Annotated in this window: 15 protein-coding genes and 1 pseudogene; 7 read left to right on the forward strand and 9 right to left on the reverse strand. The window is 72.2% G+C overall.

Annotation, left to right across the window (positions count from 1 at the left end; genetic code table 11):
• Positions 1 to 124: 124 nt before the first annotated feature.
• Together ABZ464_RS19440 and ABZ464_RS19445 are read left to right on the forward strand one after the other, a co-directional pair.
• The gene (locus tag ABZ464_RS19440) at positions 125 to 3,133 is read left to right on the forward strand and encodes a BTAD domain-containing putative transcriptional regulator (RefSeq protein WP_359278445.1); all 3,009 of its coding nucleotides are present in this window, start codon (positions 125 to 127) and stop codon (positions 3,131 to 3,133) included.
• A gap of 46 nt (positions 3,134 to 3,179) precedes the next feature.
• Positions 3,180 to 4,391 carry an FAD-dependent monooxygenase gene (locus ABZ464_RS19445; RefSeq protein WP_359278448.1) on the forward strand — a complete coding sequence of 404 codons (1,212 nt, stop codon included), beginning with the start codon at positions 3,180 to 3,182 and terminating at the stop codon, positions 4,389 to 4,391.
• Positions 4,392 to 4,770: 379 nt separating this feature from the next.
• On the opposite strand, the pseudogene thiD reads toward ABZ464_RS19445, so the two are convergent.
• A pseudogene (gene thiD / locus ABZ464_RS19450) lies at positions 4,771 to 5,553 on the reverse strand (bifunctional hydroxymethylpyrimidine kinase/phosphomethylpyrimidine kinase); the annotation flags it as partial.
• Positions 5,554 to 5,558: 5 nt separating this feature from the next.
• The gene (locus ABZ464_RS19455; protein ID WP_359278451.1) at positions 5,559 to 6,527 is read right to left on the reverse strand and encodes a thiamine-phosphate kinase; all 969 of its coding nucleotides are present in this window, start codon (positions 6,525 to 6,527) and stop codon (positions 5,559 to 5,561) included.
• Between the two features lie 242 nt (positions 6,528 to 6,769).
• Here ABZ464_RS19455 and ABZ464_RS19460 point away from each other — a divergent pair, with 242 nt between their 5' ends.
• Together ABZ464_RS19460 and ABZ464_RS19465 are read left to right on the forward strand one after the other, a co-directional pair.
• On the forward strand, positions 6,770 to 7,003 hold the full coding sequence (locus ABZ464_RS19460) for an Lrp/AsnC ligand binding domain-containing protein (protein WP_030793842.1): 234 nt from the start codon (positions 6,770 to 6,772) through the stop codon (positions 7,001 to 7,003).
• 20 nt (positions 7,004 to 7,023) lie between these two features.
• Entirely contained in the window at positions 7,024 to 7,536 is a 513-nt protein-coding gene (locus ABZ464_RS19465; RefSeq protein WP_359278453.1) for a DUF3515 domain-containing protein, read from the forward strand.
• 85 nt (positions 7,537 to 7,621) lie between these two features.
• Here ABZ464_RS19465 and ABZ464_RS19470 read toward each other — a convergent pair whose 3' ends face one another.
• The 3 genes from ABZ464_RS19470 to ABZ464_RS19480 are packed head-to-tail and all read right to left on the reverse strand — an operon-like array spanning position 7,622 to position 10,685.
• Positions 7,622 to 8,794 (reverse strand): D-alanine--D-alanine ligase family protein, encoded by a 1,173-nt coding sequence (locus ABZ464_RS19470; RefSeq protein WP_359278456.1) that lies wholly within the window; start codon positions 8,792 to 8,794, stop codon positions 7,622 to 7,624.
• 59 nt (positions 8,795 to 8,853) lie between these two features.
• Complete coding sequence (locus ABZ464_RS19475; protein ID WP_359278459.1) at positions 8,854 to 9,864, reverse strand: NAD(P)H-dependent glycerol-3-phosphate dehydrogenase; 1,011 nt, start codon at positions 9,862 to 9,864, stop codon at positions 8,854 to 8,856.
• Positions 9,861 to 10,685, reverse strand: a complete 825-nt coding sequence (locus ABZ464_RS19480) for a lysophospholipid acyltransferase family protein (RefSeq protein WP_359278462.1) — start codon at positions 10,683 to 10,685, stop codon at positions 9,861 to 9,863. Before ABZ464_RS19480 ends, ABZ464_RS19475 begins: the two co-directional genes overlap by 4 nt.
• Before the next feature lie 194 nt (positions 10,686 to 10,879).
• Between ABZ464_RS19480 and cofC the strand changes: the two genes are divergently transcribed.
• Both cofC and ABZ464_RS19490 read left to right on the forward strand, forming a co-directional pair.
• A complete protein-coding gene (cofC, locus tag ABZ464_RS19485; protein ID WP_359278464.1) occupies positions 10,880 to 11,518 on the forward strand; it encodes a 2-phospho-L-lactate guanylyltransferase in 639 nt (212 codons plus the stop codon).
• A 10-nt stretch (positions 11,519 to 11,528) separates the two neighbouring features.
• Positions 11,529 to 11,732, forward strand: a complete 204-nt coding sequence (locus ABZ464_RS19490) for a hypothetical protein (RefSeq protein WP_062641780.1) — start codon at positions 11,529 to 11,531, stop codon at positions 11,730 to 11,732.
• A gap of 100 nt (positions 11,733 to 11,832) precedes the next feature.
• Here the strand turns inward: ABZ464_RS19490 and ABZ464_RS19495 are convergent, their stop codons facing one another.
• The 4 genes from ABZ464_RS19495 to leuC all read right to left on the reverse strand — a co-directional run bounded on the left by ABZ464_RS19495 (position 11,833) and on the right by leuC (position 15,156).
• The gene (locus ABZ464_RS19495) at positions 11,833 to 12,495 is read right to left on the reverse strand and encodes an HU family DNA-binding protein (RefSeq protein ID WP_359278468.1); all 663 of its coding nucleotides are present in this window, start codon (positions 12,493 to 12,495) and stop codon (positions 11,833 to 11,835) included.
• Positions 12,496 to 12,632: 137 nt separating this feature from the next.
• Positions 12,633 to 12,863, reverse strand: coding sequence for a hypothetical protein (locus ABZ464_RS19500; RefSeq protein ID WP_055634329.1), 231 nt, complete (start codon positions 12,861 to 12,863; stop codon positions 12,633 to 12,635).
• 265 nt (positions 12,864 to 13,128) lie between these two features.
• Positions 13,129 to 13,722: a 3-isopropylmalate dehydratase small subunit gene (gene leuD, locus ABZ464_RS19505; RefSeq protein WP_359278471.1), complete on the reverse strand. Its 594-nt coding sequence runs from the start codon at positions 13,720 to 13,722 to the stop codon at positions 13,129 to 13,131.
• 6 nt (positions 13,723 to 13,728) lie between these two features.
• Complete coding sequence (gene leuC, locus ABZ464_RS19510; RefSeq protein WP_359278473.1) at positions 13,729 to 15,156, reverse strand: 3-isopropylmalate dehydratase large subunit; 1,428 nt, start codon at positions 15,154 to 15,156, stop codon at positions 13,729 to 13,731.
• A gap of 189 nt (positions 15,157 to 15,345) precedes the next feature.
• Between leuC and ndgR the strand changes: the two genes are divergently transcribed.
• Positions 15,346 to 16,062: an IclR family transcriptional regulator NdgR gene (gene ndgR, locus ABZ464_RS19515; protein ID WP_055634332.1), complete on the forward strand. Its 717-nt coding sequence runs from the start codon at positions 15,346 to 15,348 to the stop codon at positions 16,060 to 16,062.
• Positions 16,063 to 16,132 lie beyond the last annotated feature (70 nt).

Below are 16,132 nucleotides of genomic sequence, written 5' to 3' on the forward strand. Positions count from 1 at the left end.
ACTGTTGAGTGCGCGGCCATGCTGGTTCGCTGCATCTGGCCGGTCCACCTCGGTGGGCCGGCTTTTTGCTGTACCTGACAAACACCCCGGCCCGTCACCGCCCGTCACTGCGAGAATCCGGCCCATGCGCTTCGGCATCCTGGGCCCCTTGGAACTCCGCACCGACGACGGCACTCCTCTCGACCCCGGCGGCCCCCGCCCCCGTGCCCTGCTCACCCTCCTGCTGCTCGACACGGGCCGCGGTGTCTCCCTGGAGCGGCTGACCGAGGGCCTGTACGGCGCCGAGCCGCCCGCCGGAGCCGCGAACGCGCTGCAGTCCCAGGTCTCCCGGCTGCGCCGCCGGCTGGCCCGGCACGCCGGGATCGAGGCCACCGCCACCGGGTACCGGCTCACCGCCCCGCCGGACGCCGTCGACGTCCACCGCTTCGAGCGCCTCGCGCGGGAGGGCCGTGCCCTGCTCGACGCCGGGGACCGCGCCGGGGCCGCCGCCCGGCTGCGGGAGGCGCTCGCCCTGTGGCGCGGCCCGGCCCTGCCCGACCTCCCGGACGCGCACGCCGAGCGGGCCCGTGTCGAGGAGCTGCGGCTGACCGCCGTACAGGACCGTGTCGAGGCGGATCTGGCGCTCGGCGGCGGGCCGGACCTGGTGCCGGAGGTCCGGGCGCTGCTGGCGGCGCATCCGCTGAGCGAACGACTGTACGAACTGCTGATGCGGGCCCTGCACGCGGACGGGCGGCCCGCGGAGGCGCTCTCGGTCTACGAGGACGCCCGGCGCACGCTCGCGGAGGAACTCGGCGCCGACCCCTCCCCCGCGCTGTCCGCGCTGCATCTGGAGCTGCTGCGGGGCGCGGAGCCCGAGCGGCCCCGGCTGCCGGTCCAGCTCACCCGGTTCGTCGGCCGGGAGACCGAACTCACCCGGATCGCCGCGCTCCTGGCGGACACCCGGCTGGTCACCCTCACCGGCCCCGGCGGAGCGGGCAAGACCCGGCTGGCGATCGAGGCCGGGGGCCGGTGGGCGGAGGTCTGCTTCGTCGAGCTGGCACCGCTCACCGACGGCACCCGGATCCCGTACGCCGTCCTGGGCGCCCTCGGGGTGCGCGAGGGCTTCCGTAGCACCGCGGCCGACGGCACGGACCGGCTGCTGGCCGCGCTGGAGAAGCGTGAACTGCTGCTCGTGCTGGACAACTGCGAGCACCTGGTCGACGAGGCCGCCCGATTGGCGGCGCGGCTCCTCGCGGCCTGCCCGGGGGTGCGGGTGCTCGCCACCAGCCGGGAGTCCCTCGGCATCACCGGCGAGGTCCTGGTGCCGGTGCCGCCCCTACCCCCGGAACCCGCGCTGCGGCTGTTCCTGGACCGGGCCGGGGCCGTGCGTCCCGGTTTCGAGGACCACGCGCGCGTACCGGAGATCTGCGCGGCGCTCGACGGGCTGCCGCTCGCCATCGAGCTGGCGGCGGCCCGGCTGCGCACCCTCACCCCGGACGAACTGGCCGACCGGCTCGGCGACCGGTTCCGGCTGCTGTCCCGGGGCGACCGCTCCAAGGCGCCCCGGCACCGCACCCTGCGCGCGGTGGTGGAGTGGAGCTGGGATCTGCTGGACGAGGAGGAACGGGAGCTGGCGCGGCGGCTGACGGTGTTCCCGGGCGGCGCCACGCTGGAGGCGGTCGAGGCGGTGTGCGGACTGCCGTACCCGGAGGACGTGCTGGCCTCGCTGGCGGAGAAGTCCTTCGTGGAGGTGTCCGAGGGCCGCTACCGGATGCTGGAGACGATCAGGGCGTTCGCCGCCGAGGGCCTGGGCGACGCCCGGGAGGATCTCGCGACCGCCCACGCCCGCCACTTCCTGGAGCTGTCCGAGCGCGCGGAACCGTTCCTGCGCGGGCGGGAGCAACTGGTCTGGCTGACGCGGCTGGAGGCCGAGGACGACAATCTGGACGCGGCGGTGGATCAGCTGACCGCCGCCGATCCCCCGGCCGCGCTGCGGCTGATGGCGGCGCTGACCTGGTTCCGGCGGCTGCGCGGACCGCACGGCCGCCAGGTGCCGCAGGCCCGCGCGCTGCTCGCGGCCGTCGGCGACGAGCCGCCCCCGGGGCTGATCGAGGAGTACGCGCTGTGCCTGATGAACACCGTCACCGGGCGCGGCGACGACCCCGCCGAGTCGGACCGCGTCGCGCGCGTGGCGGCCCTGATGTCGTCGCTGACGGGCCCGCTGCGGCTGCCGTTCACGATGGTGCTGTGGTCCCTGACCGGCGGCCCCCTGGCCACGGCGCTGAACGACCGGGCGCGCGGGCAGGTCGGCACGGGCGTGTGGCGGCGGGCGCTGCTCGACCTCGGGACCGCCTACCAGCACCAGTTCGGCGGCGACGCGGCCGCCTCCGAGGCGTCGTTCGGCCGTGCGCTGGCCGGGTTCCGGGAGACCGGTGACCGCTGGGGCATGGCGAACTGTCTCGATCCGCTGGGCGGGTTCGCGAGCCGGCGCGGCGAGCACACGCGCGCGCTGGAGCTGTTCGACGAGGGCCTGAGGTACGTACGGGAGCTGCGGGCGCCGGAGGAGACCGCGGACCTGCTGCGCTCGCGCGGGTTCGCGCTGCTGCACCGGGGCGACCGCGAGGAGGCCGCCGCCCACTTCACCCGCTCCGCGGCCCTCGCGCGCACGGCCGGCGCCGGGGACAAGGTGGCGGCCGCCCTGCGAGGGCTCGGCGACACGGCCCGGCTGTCCGGGGACACCGCCCCCGCGCGCGTGCACTACGAGAACGCCCTGGAGACCTGTGCCGCGAACTGGTTCAGCCTCGGCGAGACCGTGCTCATCCTGGTCGGGCTGGGCCGGACGGCCCTGGCGGAGGGGGACGCGGGACTCGCCCACGACTGGTTCGGCCAGGCCCGCGAACTCGCGGAGGGGCCGCCCGGCCCCGACGCCCTCGCCGCGGTCGCCGAGGCACTGGCGGCGCTCGCCCAGCCCCCCGGGCGGGCCGCCGAGCTGCTGGGCGCGGCGGCGGGCCTGCGGGGCGCGCAGTCGTGGGGCGACCCCGATGTCGTCGGCGTGGCCGAGGACGTCCGCGGGAAGCTGGCGCCGCAGGTGTACGCACAGGCCTTCGAGCGGGGCCGGAGATCCGGCCGGTCGGCGGTGGTCAGCGACCGGTAGGCGCACGGTAGGCGCACGGTCAGCGGCCCCGCCGAGGCTGGCCCGCATGACGAACCCGACGCACGACCTCAGCCACCTCACCGTCCTGATCTCCGGCGCCAGCGTCGCCGGTCCCGCCCTCGCGCTGAACCTCCGGCGGTACGGCGCCCGCGTCACCGTCGTCGAGAAGGCGTCCGATGTGCGCCGGGGCGGCTTCGCCGTGGACTTCCGGGGGCACGTCCACCGCAGGGTGCTCACCGAGATGGGCATCTGGGACGAGATCCACGCCCGCCAGACCCACATGGGCCGGCAGATCGTCGTCGCCGCGGACGGCACCCCGAAGGTGGACCTGCCGGCGGAGATGATGAGCGGGGACGTGGAGATCTTCCGCGGCGAACTCGCCGACATCATGTACGAGCGCACCCGCGACCGCGTCGAATACGTGTTCGGCGACTCGATCGCCACGCTCACCGACACCCCCGACGGGGTCGACGTCACCTTCGAGAACGGCCCGCCCCGCCGCTTCGACCTGGTGATCGGCGCGGACGGCCTGCACTCGCACACCCGCTCGCTGGTCTTCGGCGACGAGTCCCGCTACCTGCGTTTCTTCGACCACTACGTGGCCGCCGTCGAGGTCCCCAACGAGCTGGGCCTCATCCGCACCGGTCGCCTCTACAGCGAGCCGGGCCGGGCCGTCATGATCGGCAACTACGACGGCGACCCCGACCGCGCGGGCGCGCTGCTGGTCTTCCGCTCGGAGCAGCTGTCGTACGACCGGCGGGACCTCGCCGCGCAGAAGCGGATCCTCGCCGAACGGTTCGCGGGCCTGGGCTGGCAGGGGCCGACCGTGCTCGCGGCGCTGGCGGGGGCCGACGAGATCTACTTCGACGCGATCGCGCAGATCCACATCGACCGGCTCACCCACGGCCGGGTGGCGCTGCTCGGGGACGCCGGGTACGGGGCCACGATGGGCGGCATGGGCACCGGGGTGGCGGTCGTCGGGGCGTACGTCCTGGCCGGTGAACTCGCCCTGGCGGGCGGGGACCACCGTACGGCGTTCGCCGCCTACGAGTCCCGGATCCGGGACTTCGCCAAGGGCTGCCAGAAGACCTCGGGCAACGCGGGCCCGTTCTTCGCGCCCGCCACCGAGCGGCGGATCCGCGGCCGTGACCGGATGTACCGGCTGCTCGCCTCCCGCCCGATGGCGGCCTTCCTCCAGCGGATCACCGAGAAGTCGGCGACCAACATCAAGCTCCCGGAGTACCCGAAGCCGGAGTAACCGGAGCCGGGGGCGCCGCAGCCGGGGGCGCCGTAGCCGGAGTACCCGAAGCCGGAGTCGCCGCAGCCGGAGTACCCGCAGCCGGAGTCGCCCCAGCCGAAGTACCCGCAACCGGAGTGCCCGAAGCCGAAGTCGCCCCAGCCGGAGTACCCGCAGCCGAAGTCGCCCCAGCCGGAGTGCCCGAAACCGAAGTCGCCCCAGCCGGGGGCGCCCCAGCCGAAGTCGCCCCAGCCGGAGTGCCCGAAACCGAAGTCGCCGCAGCCGGAGTGCCCGAAACCGAAGTCGCCCCAGCCTGAGTGCCCGAAACCGAAGTCGCCGCAGCCTGAGTGCCCGCAGCCGAAGTCGCCCCAGCCGGGGGCGTCGGGGTCTCGGGGGTGCGGCGGGTGAGGGACCAGCCGTGGTCCACGGGGCCGATTCCGGTGCCGAGGGCGAAGCCGGCGGCTATCGCGCCGGTGACGTACTCCTTGGCGGCCGTCACGGCCTGCGGCACGGACCGGCCCCGCGCGAGGTGCGAGGCGATCGCGGACGCGAGGGTGCAGCCCGTGCCGTGCGTGTGCCGGTTGTCGTGGCGCGGTGCGCGCAGCCAGTGCTCCTCGGCGCCGTCGGTCAGCAAGTCCACCGCGTCGCCGGGAAGATGGCCGCCCTTGATCAGCACCCAGCGCGGTCCGTACGCCAGCACGGCCGCCGCGGCCTCGCGCAGCTGCTCCTCGGACTCGACCCGTACGCCGGTGAGTTGGGCGACCTCGTCGAGGTTCGGCGTGGCGACGGTCGCCGCGGGGAGCAGCCGGGTCCGTACGGCGTCCAGGGCGGAGGCGGCCAGCAGGGGGTCGCCGTGCTTCGAGACGCCCACCGGGTCCACGACGGCCGGGGCGTCGGTCTCCGCGATCAAGGCGGCGACGGTCTCGACGAGTTCGGCGGAGGCGAGCATGCCGGTCTTCACCGCCTGGACGCCGATGTCGTCCACGACGCTGCGGTACTGGGCCCGCACCGCCTCGGCCGGCAGTTCCCAAGCGCCCTGCACGCCGAGGGAGTTCTGGGCGGTGACCGCGGTGAGGACGCTCATCCCGTGCACACCGAGCGCGAGCATGGTCTTCAGGTCGGCCTGGATGCCGGCACCGCCGCCGGAGTCGGAGCCGGCCACCGTCAGGACGCGCGGTCGCACCGCCTTCACGCCCCCTCTATGTCCCCGAAGTGGTCCCAGCCGCCCTGCCGGGTCCAGGGCGCCCCGTCGACCGTCACCTGGGGCAGCGCGGAGGGGTTGAGGACCTCGCCGATGACCTTCCAGCGGGCGGGCAGCTTCACGTCCGGCGGGAAGGTCGCCACGATCGCGTGGTCCTCTCCCCCGGTCAGCACCCACTGGATGGGGTCCACGCCGACGGCCGACCCGATGTCGTTCATCTGGGTGGGGATGTCGATGGCGCCGGAGCGGATGTCGATGCGGACCTTGCTGGCCTCGGCGATGTGCCCGAGGTCCGCGATCAGTCCGTCGCTGACGTCGCACATCGCGGTCGCGCCGAGGGCCGCCGCGGCCGGGCCCGCGTGGTACGGCGGCTCGGGGCGGCGGTGGGCCTCGACGAAGGCGCGCGGGGAGCGGAAGCCGCGGGAGAGGACCGCGTACCCGGCGGCGGACCAGCCGAGCCAGCCGGTCACCGCGACGAGGTCGCCGGGCTGGGCGCCGCCCCGGGTGACCGGCTCCTGGTTGCGCAGATCGCCGAGCGCGGTGATCGACACCATGATCGTGTCGCCCCGTACGACGTCGCCGCCGACCACGGAGGCGCCGGCCACCTGGCACTCGTCGCGGAGGCCGTCCATCAGCTCGCTCGCCCAGGTCACCGGCAGTTCGGCGGGCACGACGAGGCCGAGCAGCAGCGCGGTCGGCACCGCGCCCATGGCGGCGATGTCGGCCAGGTTCTGGGCGGCGGCCTTGCGGCCGACGTCGTAGGCGGTGGACCAGTCGCGGCGGAAGTGCCGGCCCTCCAGCAGGATGTCGGTGCTGGCCACGACCCGGCGGTCGGGCGCGGCCACCACCGCGGCGTCGTCGCCGGGGCCGACCCGGACCGCCGAGGTGGTGGTGAGACGGGAGGTGAGCTCCCTGATGAGCCCGAACTCCCCGAGCTCACCAACAGTGCCCTTCATTACCCTTTCGCCCCTTCTGTCCCTGTCCGTGCCCGGTCGCGCAGCACCAGTGTCCTCGATACGGTCGAGAGGGCCGACACGGCCCGCCCGACCGGCACGGCCGACCCGACCGTCAACCTCTGCCATCCCCTCACCCCGGCACGGGGGCCGTGCGTCCCGCGGGTCTCCCCGTGGCGCGCGGCGACGCGATACCGTGGCGTTCCTTTTCCCCACATGATCCTCGTGGCCGCCCTGGAGGTTCCGTGGTACAGGCGTACATCCTGATCCAGACGGAGGTCGGCAAAGCGTCGACCGTCGCCGAGGAGATCAGCAAGATTCCTGGGGTCGTCCAGGCCGAGGACGTGACGGGTCCGTACGACGTGATCGTGCGGGCCCAGGCGGACACGGTGGACGACCTCGGCCGACTCGTGGTCGCCAAGGTGCAGCAGGTGGACGGGATCACCCGTACCCTGACCTGCCCGGTCGTGCATCTGTAGCCCCCGTCTACCCTTGGCCGGTGAACCTTTTCCGTCACCGGCCGAGTGGTCTGCCCGCCCGTCTGTCCGCCCTCGTTCTGCTCTGTGCCGCCGTGGGCTGCTCATCGGCAGACGACAGCGCGTCGGCGGCGGTTCCCCGTCCCACGGCGAAGACCGTGAAGCTGTGCCGGAACCTGGACGCGGTACTGCCGTCGAAGGTGGACGGTCAGAGCCGCCGGGATCCCGAGCCCGCCTCCGCGCTGACCGCGGGCTGGGGGAACCCGGCGATCATACTGCGCTGCGGTGTGGAACGGCCGCCGAAGATGGTGGACCCGAAGGTGGCCCAGGGCCAGGACGCGGATGCGGTGGCCGGCGGCGTGAACGGGGTCGACTGGCTGATGGAGAAGCGGGACGGCGGGGGGTACCGGTTCACCACCGCCAGTCGTCTCGCCTATGTCGAGGTGACGGTGCCGGAGGGGACGGACAGTTCCGGGGCGTTGATCGACTTGGCGTCGGCCATCAAGAAGGCGGTGCCGGAAGGGATCGCGGACTAGGCCGCGTTCGGGTGCGGACCGTGGGGGCTGGTCGCGCCCACGCGGCGGAGCCGCATGTCGACACGGCCCCGCGCCCCCAGGCGGGTCAGCGCAGGCCCGTCGAGCGGCGCAGGGCCGCCTGGATCAGGCGGTCCACCAGTTCCTCGTAGGAGATGCCGGTCGCCTGCCACATCGCCGGGTACATCGAGATCGGGGTGAAGCCCGGCATGGTGTTGATCTCGTTGATGACGAAGTCGCCCTCCTCCGTGAGGAAGAAGTCCGCGCGGACCAGGCCCTCGCAGGAGGCCGCCTCGAAGGCGTCCACGGCGAGCCTGCGCACCTCGGCGGTCTCCTCGGCGGTGAGGGGTGCAGGAACGATTCCGGGGGTGGAGTCGATGTACTTCGCCTCGAAGTCGTAGTACGCGTGCGCGTCCGGCGGCGGGATCTCCGCCGGGACGGAGGCCCGCGGGCCGTCCTCGAACTCCAGGACGCCGCACTCGATCTCACGGCCCCGTACGGCCGCCTCGATCAGGATCTTCGGGTCATGGCGCTGGGCCTCGGCGATCGCCTCGTCCAGGCCGGACAGGTCGTCGACCTTGGTGATGCCGATCGACGAACCCGCGCGCGCGGGCTTCACGAAAAGCGGCCAGCCGTGCTCGCCGGCGAAGTCCACGATCTTCTTGCGGGCCGCGGACTCGTCCCGCTCCCACTCCCGGGGCCGGATCACCACGTACGGGCCGACCTTGAGCCCGAAGGAGGTGAACACCCGCTTCATGTACTCCTTGTCCTGGCCGACGGCCGAGGCGAGCACACCCGAGCCGACGTACGGGACGCCGGAGAGCTCCAGCAGGCCCTGGAGGGTGCCGTCCTCGCCGTACGGGCCGTGCAGGACGGGGAAGACGACGTCGACCTCGCCGAGCGCCTTGGGCACCGATCCGGGCTCGCTGTAGACGACTTCGCGGTTGGCGGGGTCGACGGGGAGCACCACGCCGCCCTCCTGCGACTCGGCGAGCGCCTCGATGTCGGGCGTACGGCGGTCGGTGATCGCCATGCGCTCCGGGTCGTCGGCGATGAGGGCCCAGCGGCCGTCCCGGGTGATGCCGATCGGCAGGACCTCGTACTTGGTCCGGTCGATGGCCTTCAGGACGGCGCCGGCGGTGACCACGGAGATCCCGTGTTCGGAGCTGCGGCCACCGGAGACGACGGCCACCCGCGGCTTGCGCGACGGCTGCTCGGGGCTCTGCTGCTCAGGGCTCTGGGGGAGGTTCTCGGTGCTCATATCGGCTTGAGAGTACCCGGTGGTAGGGCCGGGAGTCAGCGTCCACCCGCCGGGTTCGCTCAGCGTCGTTCGGGCTTCGCGCTGCGCGACATGAGCTCCTTGAGCGCGACGACCGGCGGCTTGCCCTCGTGGACGATGTCCACGACCGTCTCGGTGATGGGCATGTCGACGCCGTGCCGGCGGGCCAGATCGGCCACCGACTCACAGGACTTGACGCCCTCGGCGGTCTGCTTGGTGACCGCGATGGTCTCCTGCAGGGTCATGCCCTTGCCGAGGTTGGTGCCGAAGGTGTGGTTGCGGGACAGCGGCGAGGAGCAGGTCGCCACCAGGTCGCCGAGGCCCGCGAGTCCGGAGAAGGTGAGCGGGTCGGCGCCCATCGCCAGGCCGAGGCGGGTGGTCTCGGCGAGCCCGCGGGTGATGAGGGAGCCCTTGGCGTTGTCGCCGAGGCCCATGCCGTCCGCGATGCCGACGGCCAGACCGATGACGTTCTTCACCGCGCCGCCCAGCTCGCAGCCCACCACGTCGGTGTTGGTGTACGGGCGGAAGTACGGGGTGTGGCAGGCGGTCTGCAGCTTCTGGGCGACGCGTTCGTCGGTGCAGGCGACCACGGAGGCGGCCGGCATCCGGGAGGCGATCTCGCGGGCCAGGTTGGGTCCGGTGACCACGGCGACGCGGTCCCGGCCGACCTTGGCCACGTCCTCGATCACCTCGCTCATCCGCATGGTCGTCCCGAGTTCGACGCCCTTCATCAGCGAGACGAGGACGGTGTGCCGGGCGAGCAGCGGGGTCCACTCGGCGAGGTTGGCGCGCAGGGTCTGGGAGGGGATCGCGAGGACGGTGAAGTCGGCGCCGTGGGCGGCCTCGGCCGGGTCGGCGGTGGCGCGGAGGTTCTCGGGGAGTTCGACGCCGGGCAGGTAGTCCGGGTTGGTCCGGGTGGAGTTGACCGCGTCGGCGAGCTCGGGGCGGCGCGCCCACAGCATCACCTCGCAGCCCGCGTCGGCGAGGACCGTGCCGAAGGCGGTCCCCCAGGATCCGGTACCGAAGACGGCCGCCTTGACGGGCTTGCTCACTTGCTGTTCTCCCCCTCGTGACTGGGCTGGGCACCGGCCTGCGCACCGGTTGGGGCACCGGTGTGGACGCCGGGCTGCGGGCCGGTCTCCGCCTCGGTGCGGCGCCGCTGCTCGATCCGCTCCTGACGGGGATCGTAGGGCCTCTCGGGCGCCTTCTCGCCGCGGATCTCCTCCAGCTGGCGGGTGACGGCGGCCATGATGACCTCGGTGGCCTCCTTGAGGATCTCCGCGGTCATCTCCTGGCCGTAGAAACGCGAGAGGTCCACGGGCGGGCCCGCGAGCACATGGTGGGTCTTGCGCGGGAAGAGGTGCGGCTTGCTGCTGTACGGCGGCAGCAGTTCGTTGGCGCCCCACTGGGCGACGGGGATCACGGGGCACTTGGTCTGCAGGGCGACCCGCGCGGCGCCGGTCTTGGCCGTCATGGGCCACAGGTCCGGGTCGCGGGTGATGGTGCCCTCGGGGTAGAAGGCGACGCACTCGCCGCGCTCCACCGCGTCGATCGCGGCCCGGAAGGCGCTGAGCGCGTCCGTTGACTCGCGGTAGACGGGGATCTGGCCCGTGCCGCGCATCGCGGCGCCGACGAACCCCTTCTTGAAAAGCCCGCTCTTCGCGAGGAATCGCGGCACTCGTCCGGTGTTGTACTGGTAGTGCGCGTAGGCGAAGGGGTCGACGTGGGAATTGTGGTTCACGGCGGTGATGAATCCACCCTCGGCCGGAATGTGCTCCATTCCGCGCCAGTCCCGCTTGATCAGAACCACCAGCCAGGGTTTGCAGAGGACCGCTGCGAAGCGGTACCAGAAGCCGATTCTGCGGCGGGGCACGCGGACACCTTCCCTCTGGGACTTCTCTCGGTACTTCTGTCGGTACTTCACTCGCGGGCTTCTCTTCGGAGCCTGTGAGCCGCACAAGTGTCGCCCCAGGCCGCCGGTCTGTCGAGAACACCGTACGCCCGACGCGTCGGCGTGCCGATGGACCGGGTGACAATGGCCGCGACAGGAGAGGGGGCGGTACGCCGGTGCAGTGGACCTTGGTCATACCCCTGAAGCCCTTGGCGCTGGCCAAGAGCAGGCTCGCGGACACGGCGGGGGACGAACTGCGCCCGGGGCTGGCCCTCGCCTTCGCCGAGGACACGGTGGCGGCGGCGCTGGCCTGCGCGGCCGTAGGCGATGTGGCGGTCGTCACGGACGATCAGCCGGCCGGGCACGCGCTGGCCGCCCTGGGGGCCCGGATCGTGCCCGACGAGCCCCGCAGCGGCCTGAACGCGGCGCTCGCGCACGGTGCCGCCTTCGTACGGCGACTCCGTCCCGAAACACCTCTCGCGGCGCTCAACGCGGATCTTCCCGCACTGCGCCCGAGGGAATTGGCCCGGGTTCTGGCTGCGGCGGCGGAATTCCCGCGCGCATTTCTCGCCGACGCCGCGGGAATCGGCACCACTCTGCTGGCCGTCTCGGCAGAGCGTGAATTGCTCCCGGCATTCGGCGTGAATTCCCGCGCCCGCCATCGCACCTCGGGCGCCGAGGAACTCCGGCTCACCTCGGTCGATTCGGTGCGCCAGGACGTGGACACCGGCGAGGATCTGCGCGCGGCGCTGGCACTGGGGGTGGGCCCCCGGACGGCCGCGGCGGCGGCGCGGCTGCTCGGTATCGGGCAGTAGGCTGCGACCCATGCAGGCGACCGCATACACGTACGACCCCGACACCCGCAGCGGGCAGGTGCTGCTGGACGACGGCACTCCGGTGCCCTTCGACGCGCCGGCGTTCGACGCGGGCGGGCTGCGGCTGCTGCGGCCGGGCCAGCGGGTGCGGATCGAGGTGGAGGGGCCGAAGGACAGCCCGAGGATCACGCTGGTGACACTGCAGACCTTCTGAGGCCGCCCCCGGCGGGCCTTCCGGGTGGCGGACACGCCGCGGGCCGGGCTCCGTGAGGGAGTCCGGCCCGGCGCGTGAGTGCCCGTGCTGCTGTCGTGGCCTACGACTGGCGGGCGGTGGCCTTCTTGGCGGTGGTGGTCTTGCGCGCGGTCGACTTCTTGGCCGGGGCCTTCTTGGCGGTGGCCTTCTTCGCCGGGGTGGTGGTCTTCTTCGCGGCGGCCGACTTGGCGGTGGTGGTCTTCTTGGCGGCGGCCGTCGTCTTCTTCGCCGCGGCGGTGGTCTTCTTCGCGGTGGTCTTCTTGGCGGCGGCCGTGGTCTTCTTCGCGGCGGCCGTCGTCTTCTTCGCCGCCGCGGTGGTCTTCTTCGCGGCGGCGGCCTTGGTGGTGGCCTTCTTCGCCGCGGCCTTCTTGACCGTGGCGGAGGCGCCGCCGGTGAGGCTGCCCTTGGGGGCCTTCTTGACCGCGACCTCGCCGCCGCGCGGCAGCTTCTTGGAGCCGCTCACCAGGTCCTTGAAGCCCTGGCCTGCGCGGAAGCGCGGAACGGACGTCTTCTTGACCCGAACCCGCTCGCCCGTCTGGGGGTTGCGAGCGTAGCGGGCCGGCCGGTCGACCTTCTCGAACGAACCGAAGCCGGTGACCGAGACCCGGTCCCCCGCGACGGTCGCGCGGACGATGGCGTCCAGGACCGCGTCGACCGCGTCGGCGGCCTGCTGGCGGCCGCCCAGCTTGTCGGCAATCGCTTCTACGAGCTGCGCCTTGTTCACGTCTTCCCCTTCGGAGACCTCGCCAGAACGAATGTGTTCAAGCTTTTTCGCACGTTAGGCAGATATATACCGCAAATCAAACACGAAACGGGCTAATCACCCTTGTGCCGCAACGAACTCGGCAGTTCCGGAGGCGATCAACGCTCCTCTTCGGGCATTCGCCCCTCGTCGAGGTCCGTCATGAACCGCTCCAGCCGCCTTGTCGCATCGGCGAGATCGTGCTTGGCCGCGGCCGTAATGACCAGCAGCTTCCGGGTCAGCGCCATCCGTACGCCCTCCGGGACTTGCAGTGCGCGCACTCTTGTGTGCGCTTCCTTGAGTTGGTTCGCGACCGCCGTATAGAGCTCGAGTTGGCCGTCGTGTTCCATGCACAGATTGTGCCATCTGGGGCGAGTTGTCGCCCGCCCAGGGGGCAACTGCCCCCTCGAACGGCCCTCACGGCACTGGCACAAGCCGCGTCCACAGAGGGCGCGTACCCCGGCAACGACCGCTCTAACGTGGGAAGTTGGGAGGAAAAGCGAAGGTTCGGGGGCGGCTTCGGGCCCAGACACGGCTGTACCCCCGATCGGACCGATCGGGGGTACAGGAGGGGTGTTGGGCTGGCCGAAACTCGACTTGCCCGGGGGGCTCCGGTCAGACCTGGAGCGTCCACGGCTTGTAGGAGGGGCGCTTGGCCTCGTACGCGGCGATGTCCTGCTCGTTCTGCAGGGTGATGGAGATGTCGTCCAGGCCGTTCAGCAGCCGCCAGCGGGAGTTCTCGTCCAGCTCGAAGGAGGCGGTGATGCCCTCGGCGCGCACCTCACGGGCCTCGAGGTCGACGGTGATCTCGGTCTGCGGGTCGTTCTCCGTGAGCTCCCACAGCGCGTCCACGATCTTCTGCTCCAGGACCACCGTGAGCAGGCCGTTCTTCAGCGAGTTGCCGCGGAAGATGTCGGCGAAGCGGGAGGAGATCACGGTCTTGAAGCCGTAGTTCTGCAGCGCCCACACGGCGTGCTCACGGGAGGAGCCGGTGCCGAAGTCGGGGCCTGCGACCAGCACGGTCGCCCCCTGCCGCTCGGGGCGGTTGAGGATGAACTCCCCGTCCTTGCGCCAGGCCTCGAACAGCCCGTCCTCGAACCCGTCCCGCGTGACCTTCTTGAGCCAGTGAGCAGGGATGATCTGGTCGGTGTCGACGTTGGAGCGGCGCAGCGGGACGGCCCGGCCGGTGTGCGAGATGAATGCTTCCATGACTGATCAGACTCCAGCGGGCGCGGGGGTGTCGGCGGAGAGGTCGGCCGGGGAGGCCAGGTGGCCCAGGACGGCCGTGGCGGCCGCGACCTGCGGCGACACCAGATGCGTACGACCGCCCTTGCCCTGCCGGCCCTCGAAGTTGCGGTTGGAGGTGGAGGCGGAGCGCTCGCCGGGGGCCAGCTGGTCGGGGTTCATGCCGAGGCACATCGAGCAGCCCGCGTGCCGCCATTCGGCGCCGGCCTCCTTGAAGACCACGTCCAGGCCCTCGGAGACGGCCTGCAGACCGACCCGGGCGGAGCCGGGGACGACCAGCATCCGTACGCCGTCGGCGACTTTGCGGCCCTTCACGAGCTCGGCGGCGGCGCGCAGGTCCTCGATGCGGCCGTTGGTGCAGGAGCCTACGAAGACGGTGTCCACCTTGATGGAGCGCAGCGGCTGTCCGGCCTCCAACCCCATGTACTCCAGGGCCTTTTCGGCGGCGAGGCGCTCCGAGGCGTCTTCGTACGAAGCCGGGTCGGGGACGTCCGCCGAAAGCGGGGCGCCCTGGCCCGGGTTGGTGCCCCAGGTGACGAACGGCGAGAGGGCGGCGGCGTCGATGACGACCTCGGCGTCGAAGACCGCGTCCTCGTCCGTCTTCAGCGTCTTCCAGTACGCGACGGCGGCGTCCCAGTCCTCGCCCTCGGGGGCGTGCGGACGGCCCTTGAGGTAGTCGAAGGTGGTCCGGTCGGGGGCGATCATGCCCGCGCGGGCGCCGGCCTCGATCGACATGTTGCAGATGGTCATCCGGGCCTCCATCGAGAGTTTCTCGATGGCGGAGCCGCGGTACTCCAGGACATAGCCCTGGCCGCCGCCGGTGCCGATCTTCGCGATGATCGCCAGGATCAGGTCCTTGGCGGTGACGCCGTCGGGCAGCTCGCCGTCGACCGTGATCGCCATGGTCTTGGGGCGGACCAGCGGCAGCGTCTGGGTGGCCAGCACATGCTCGACCTGCGAGGTGCCGATGCCGAACGCCAGACCGCCGAAGGCGCCGTGCGTGGAGGTGTGGGAGTCGCCGCAGACGACGGTCATGCCGGGCTGGGTCAGACCGAGCTGCGGGCCGACGACGTGCACGACACCCTGCTCGACGTCGCCCAGCGGGTGCAGCCGGACGCCGAACTCGGCGGCGTTCTTGCGCAGCGTCTCCAGCTGGACCCGGGAGACCGGGTCCGCGATCGGCTTGTCGATGTCGAGGGTCGGGGTGTTGTGGTCCTCGGTCGCGATGGTCAGGTCGAGCCGGCGCACCTGGCGACCGCTCTTCCGCAGCCCGTCGAAGGCCTGGGGGCTGGTCACCTCGTGCAGCAGGTGCAGATCGATGAAGAGGAGGTCGGGCTCGCCCTCGGCGCGCCGGACGACATGGTCGTCCCAGACCTTCTCCGCGAGTGTCCTACCCATCGCTTTCCCTCCGGCCGGCAATGACGCACCGGCCCAACTAGAGATCTTGTGGAGGCGACGCCCTCGGGCCCCTGTTCCCGGGCACCCGCCGCCAGGCCCGTCGGTCTTCGGGCCGCCATGCATCCAGGGTTGCGCGTCTCACGGAAAAATGAACTTGCGTTTCACAGAGTGAGACGGGAATATCGTTTCATGGACAACAGTAGCGGCGTGGGCGTTCTGGACAAGGCAGCCCTTGTCCTGAGTGCCCTGGAGTCCGGTCCGGCCACCCTCGCGGGACTGGTCGCGGCCACCGGACTCGCACGACCCACGGCCCACCGGCTGGCCGTGGCTTTGGAACACCACCGTATGGTGGCGCGCGACATGCAGGGCCGTTTCATTCTCGGACCCCGTCTCGCGGAGCTCGCGGCGGCGGCCGGCGAGGACCGTCTCCTCGCGACCGCGGGCCCGGTGCTCACCCACCTGCGTGATGTGACCGGCGAGAGCGCCCAGCTCTACCGCCGCCAGGGCGACATGCGCATCTGCGTCGCCGCGGCGGAACGCCTGTCCGGCCTTCGGGACACGGTCCCGGTCGGCTCCACGCTCACGATGAAGGCGGGGTCGTCGGCGCAGATCCTGATGGCCTGGGAGGAGCCGGAGCGTCTCCACCGCGGCCTGCAGGGCGCCCGCTTCACCGCGACGGCCCTGTCGGGCGTCCGCCGCCGGGGCTGGGCCCAGTCCATCGGCGAGCGCGAGCCGGGCGTGGCGTCCGTCTCCGCCCCCGTCCGCGGCCCCTCCAACCGCGTGGTGGCCGCCGTCTCGGTCTCCGGCCCGATCGAGCGCCTGACCCGTCACCCCGGCCGGATGCACGCCCAGGCGATCATCGACGCCGCGGCCCGACTGTCGGAGGCGCTGCGCCGCACGGGCTGAAGCCGCGAAGGGAAAGGGCGCCTCAACGCCGCGGCACCCTTTTCCCGATGGCAAGGCTCGCAGGCTCAGG

This window comes from Streptomyces sp. NPDC005820, from assembly GCF_040630255.1.
Classification (GTDB): Bacteria; Actinomycetota; Actinomycetes; order Streptomycetales; family Streptomycetaceae; genus Streptomyces.

Excerpts from the sequence above, each read along its gene's own strand:
- ABZ464_RS19440 (WP_359278445.1), top strand. The coding sequence starts at position 125 with ATGCGCTTCGGCATCCTGGGCCCCTTGGAACTCCGCACCGACGACGGC.
- ABZ464_RS19445 (WP_359278448.1), top strand. The coding sequence starts at position 3,180 with ATGACGAACCCGACGCACGACCTCAGCCACCTCACCGTCCTGATCTCC.
- ABZ464_RS19455 (WP_359278451.1), bottom strand. The coding sequence starts at position 6,527 with ATGAAGGGCACTGTTGGTGAGCTCGGGGAGTTCGGGCTCATCAGGGAG.
- ABZ464_RS19470 (WP_359278456.1), bottom strand. The coding sequence starts at position 8,794 with ATGAGCACCGAGAACCTCCCCCAGAGCCCTGAGCAGCAGAGCCCCGAG.
- ABZ464_RS19490 (WP_062641780.1), top strand. The coding sequence starts at position 11,529 with ATGCAGGCGACCGCATACACGTACGACCCCGACACCCGCAGCGGGCAG.
- ABZ464_RS19500 (WP_055634329.1), bottom strand. The coding sequence starts at position 12,863 with ATGGAACACGACGGCCAACTCGAGCTCTATACGGCGGTCGCGAACCAA.
- leuD (WP_359278471.1), bottom strand. The coding sequence starts at position 13,722 with ATGGAAGCATTCATCTCGCACACCGGCCGGGCCGTCCCGCTGCGCCGC.
- leuC (WP_359278473.1), bottom strand. The coding sequence starts at position 15,156 with ATGGGTAGGACACTCGCGGAGAAGGTCTGGGACGACCATGTCGTCCGG.
- ndgR (WP_055634332.1), top strand. The coding sequence starts at position 15,346 with ATGGACAACAGTAGCGGCGTGGGCGTTCTGGACAAGGCAGCCCTTGTC.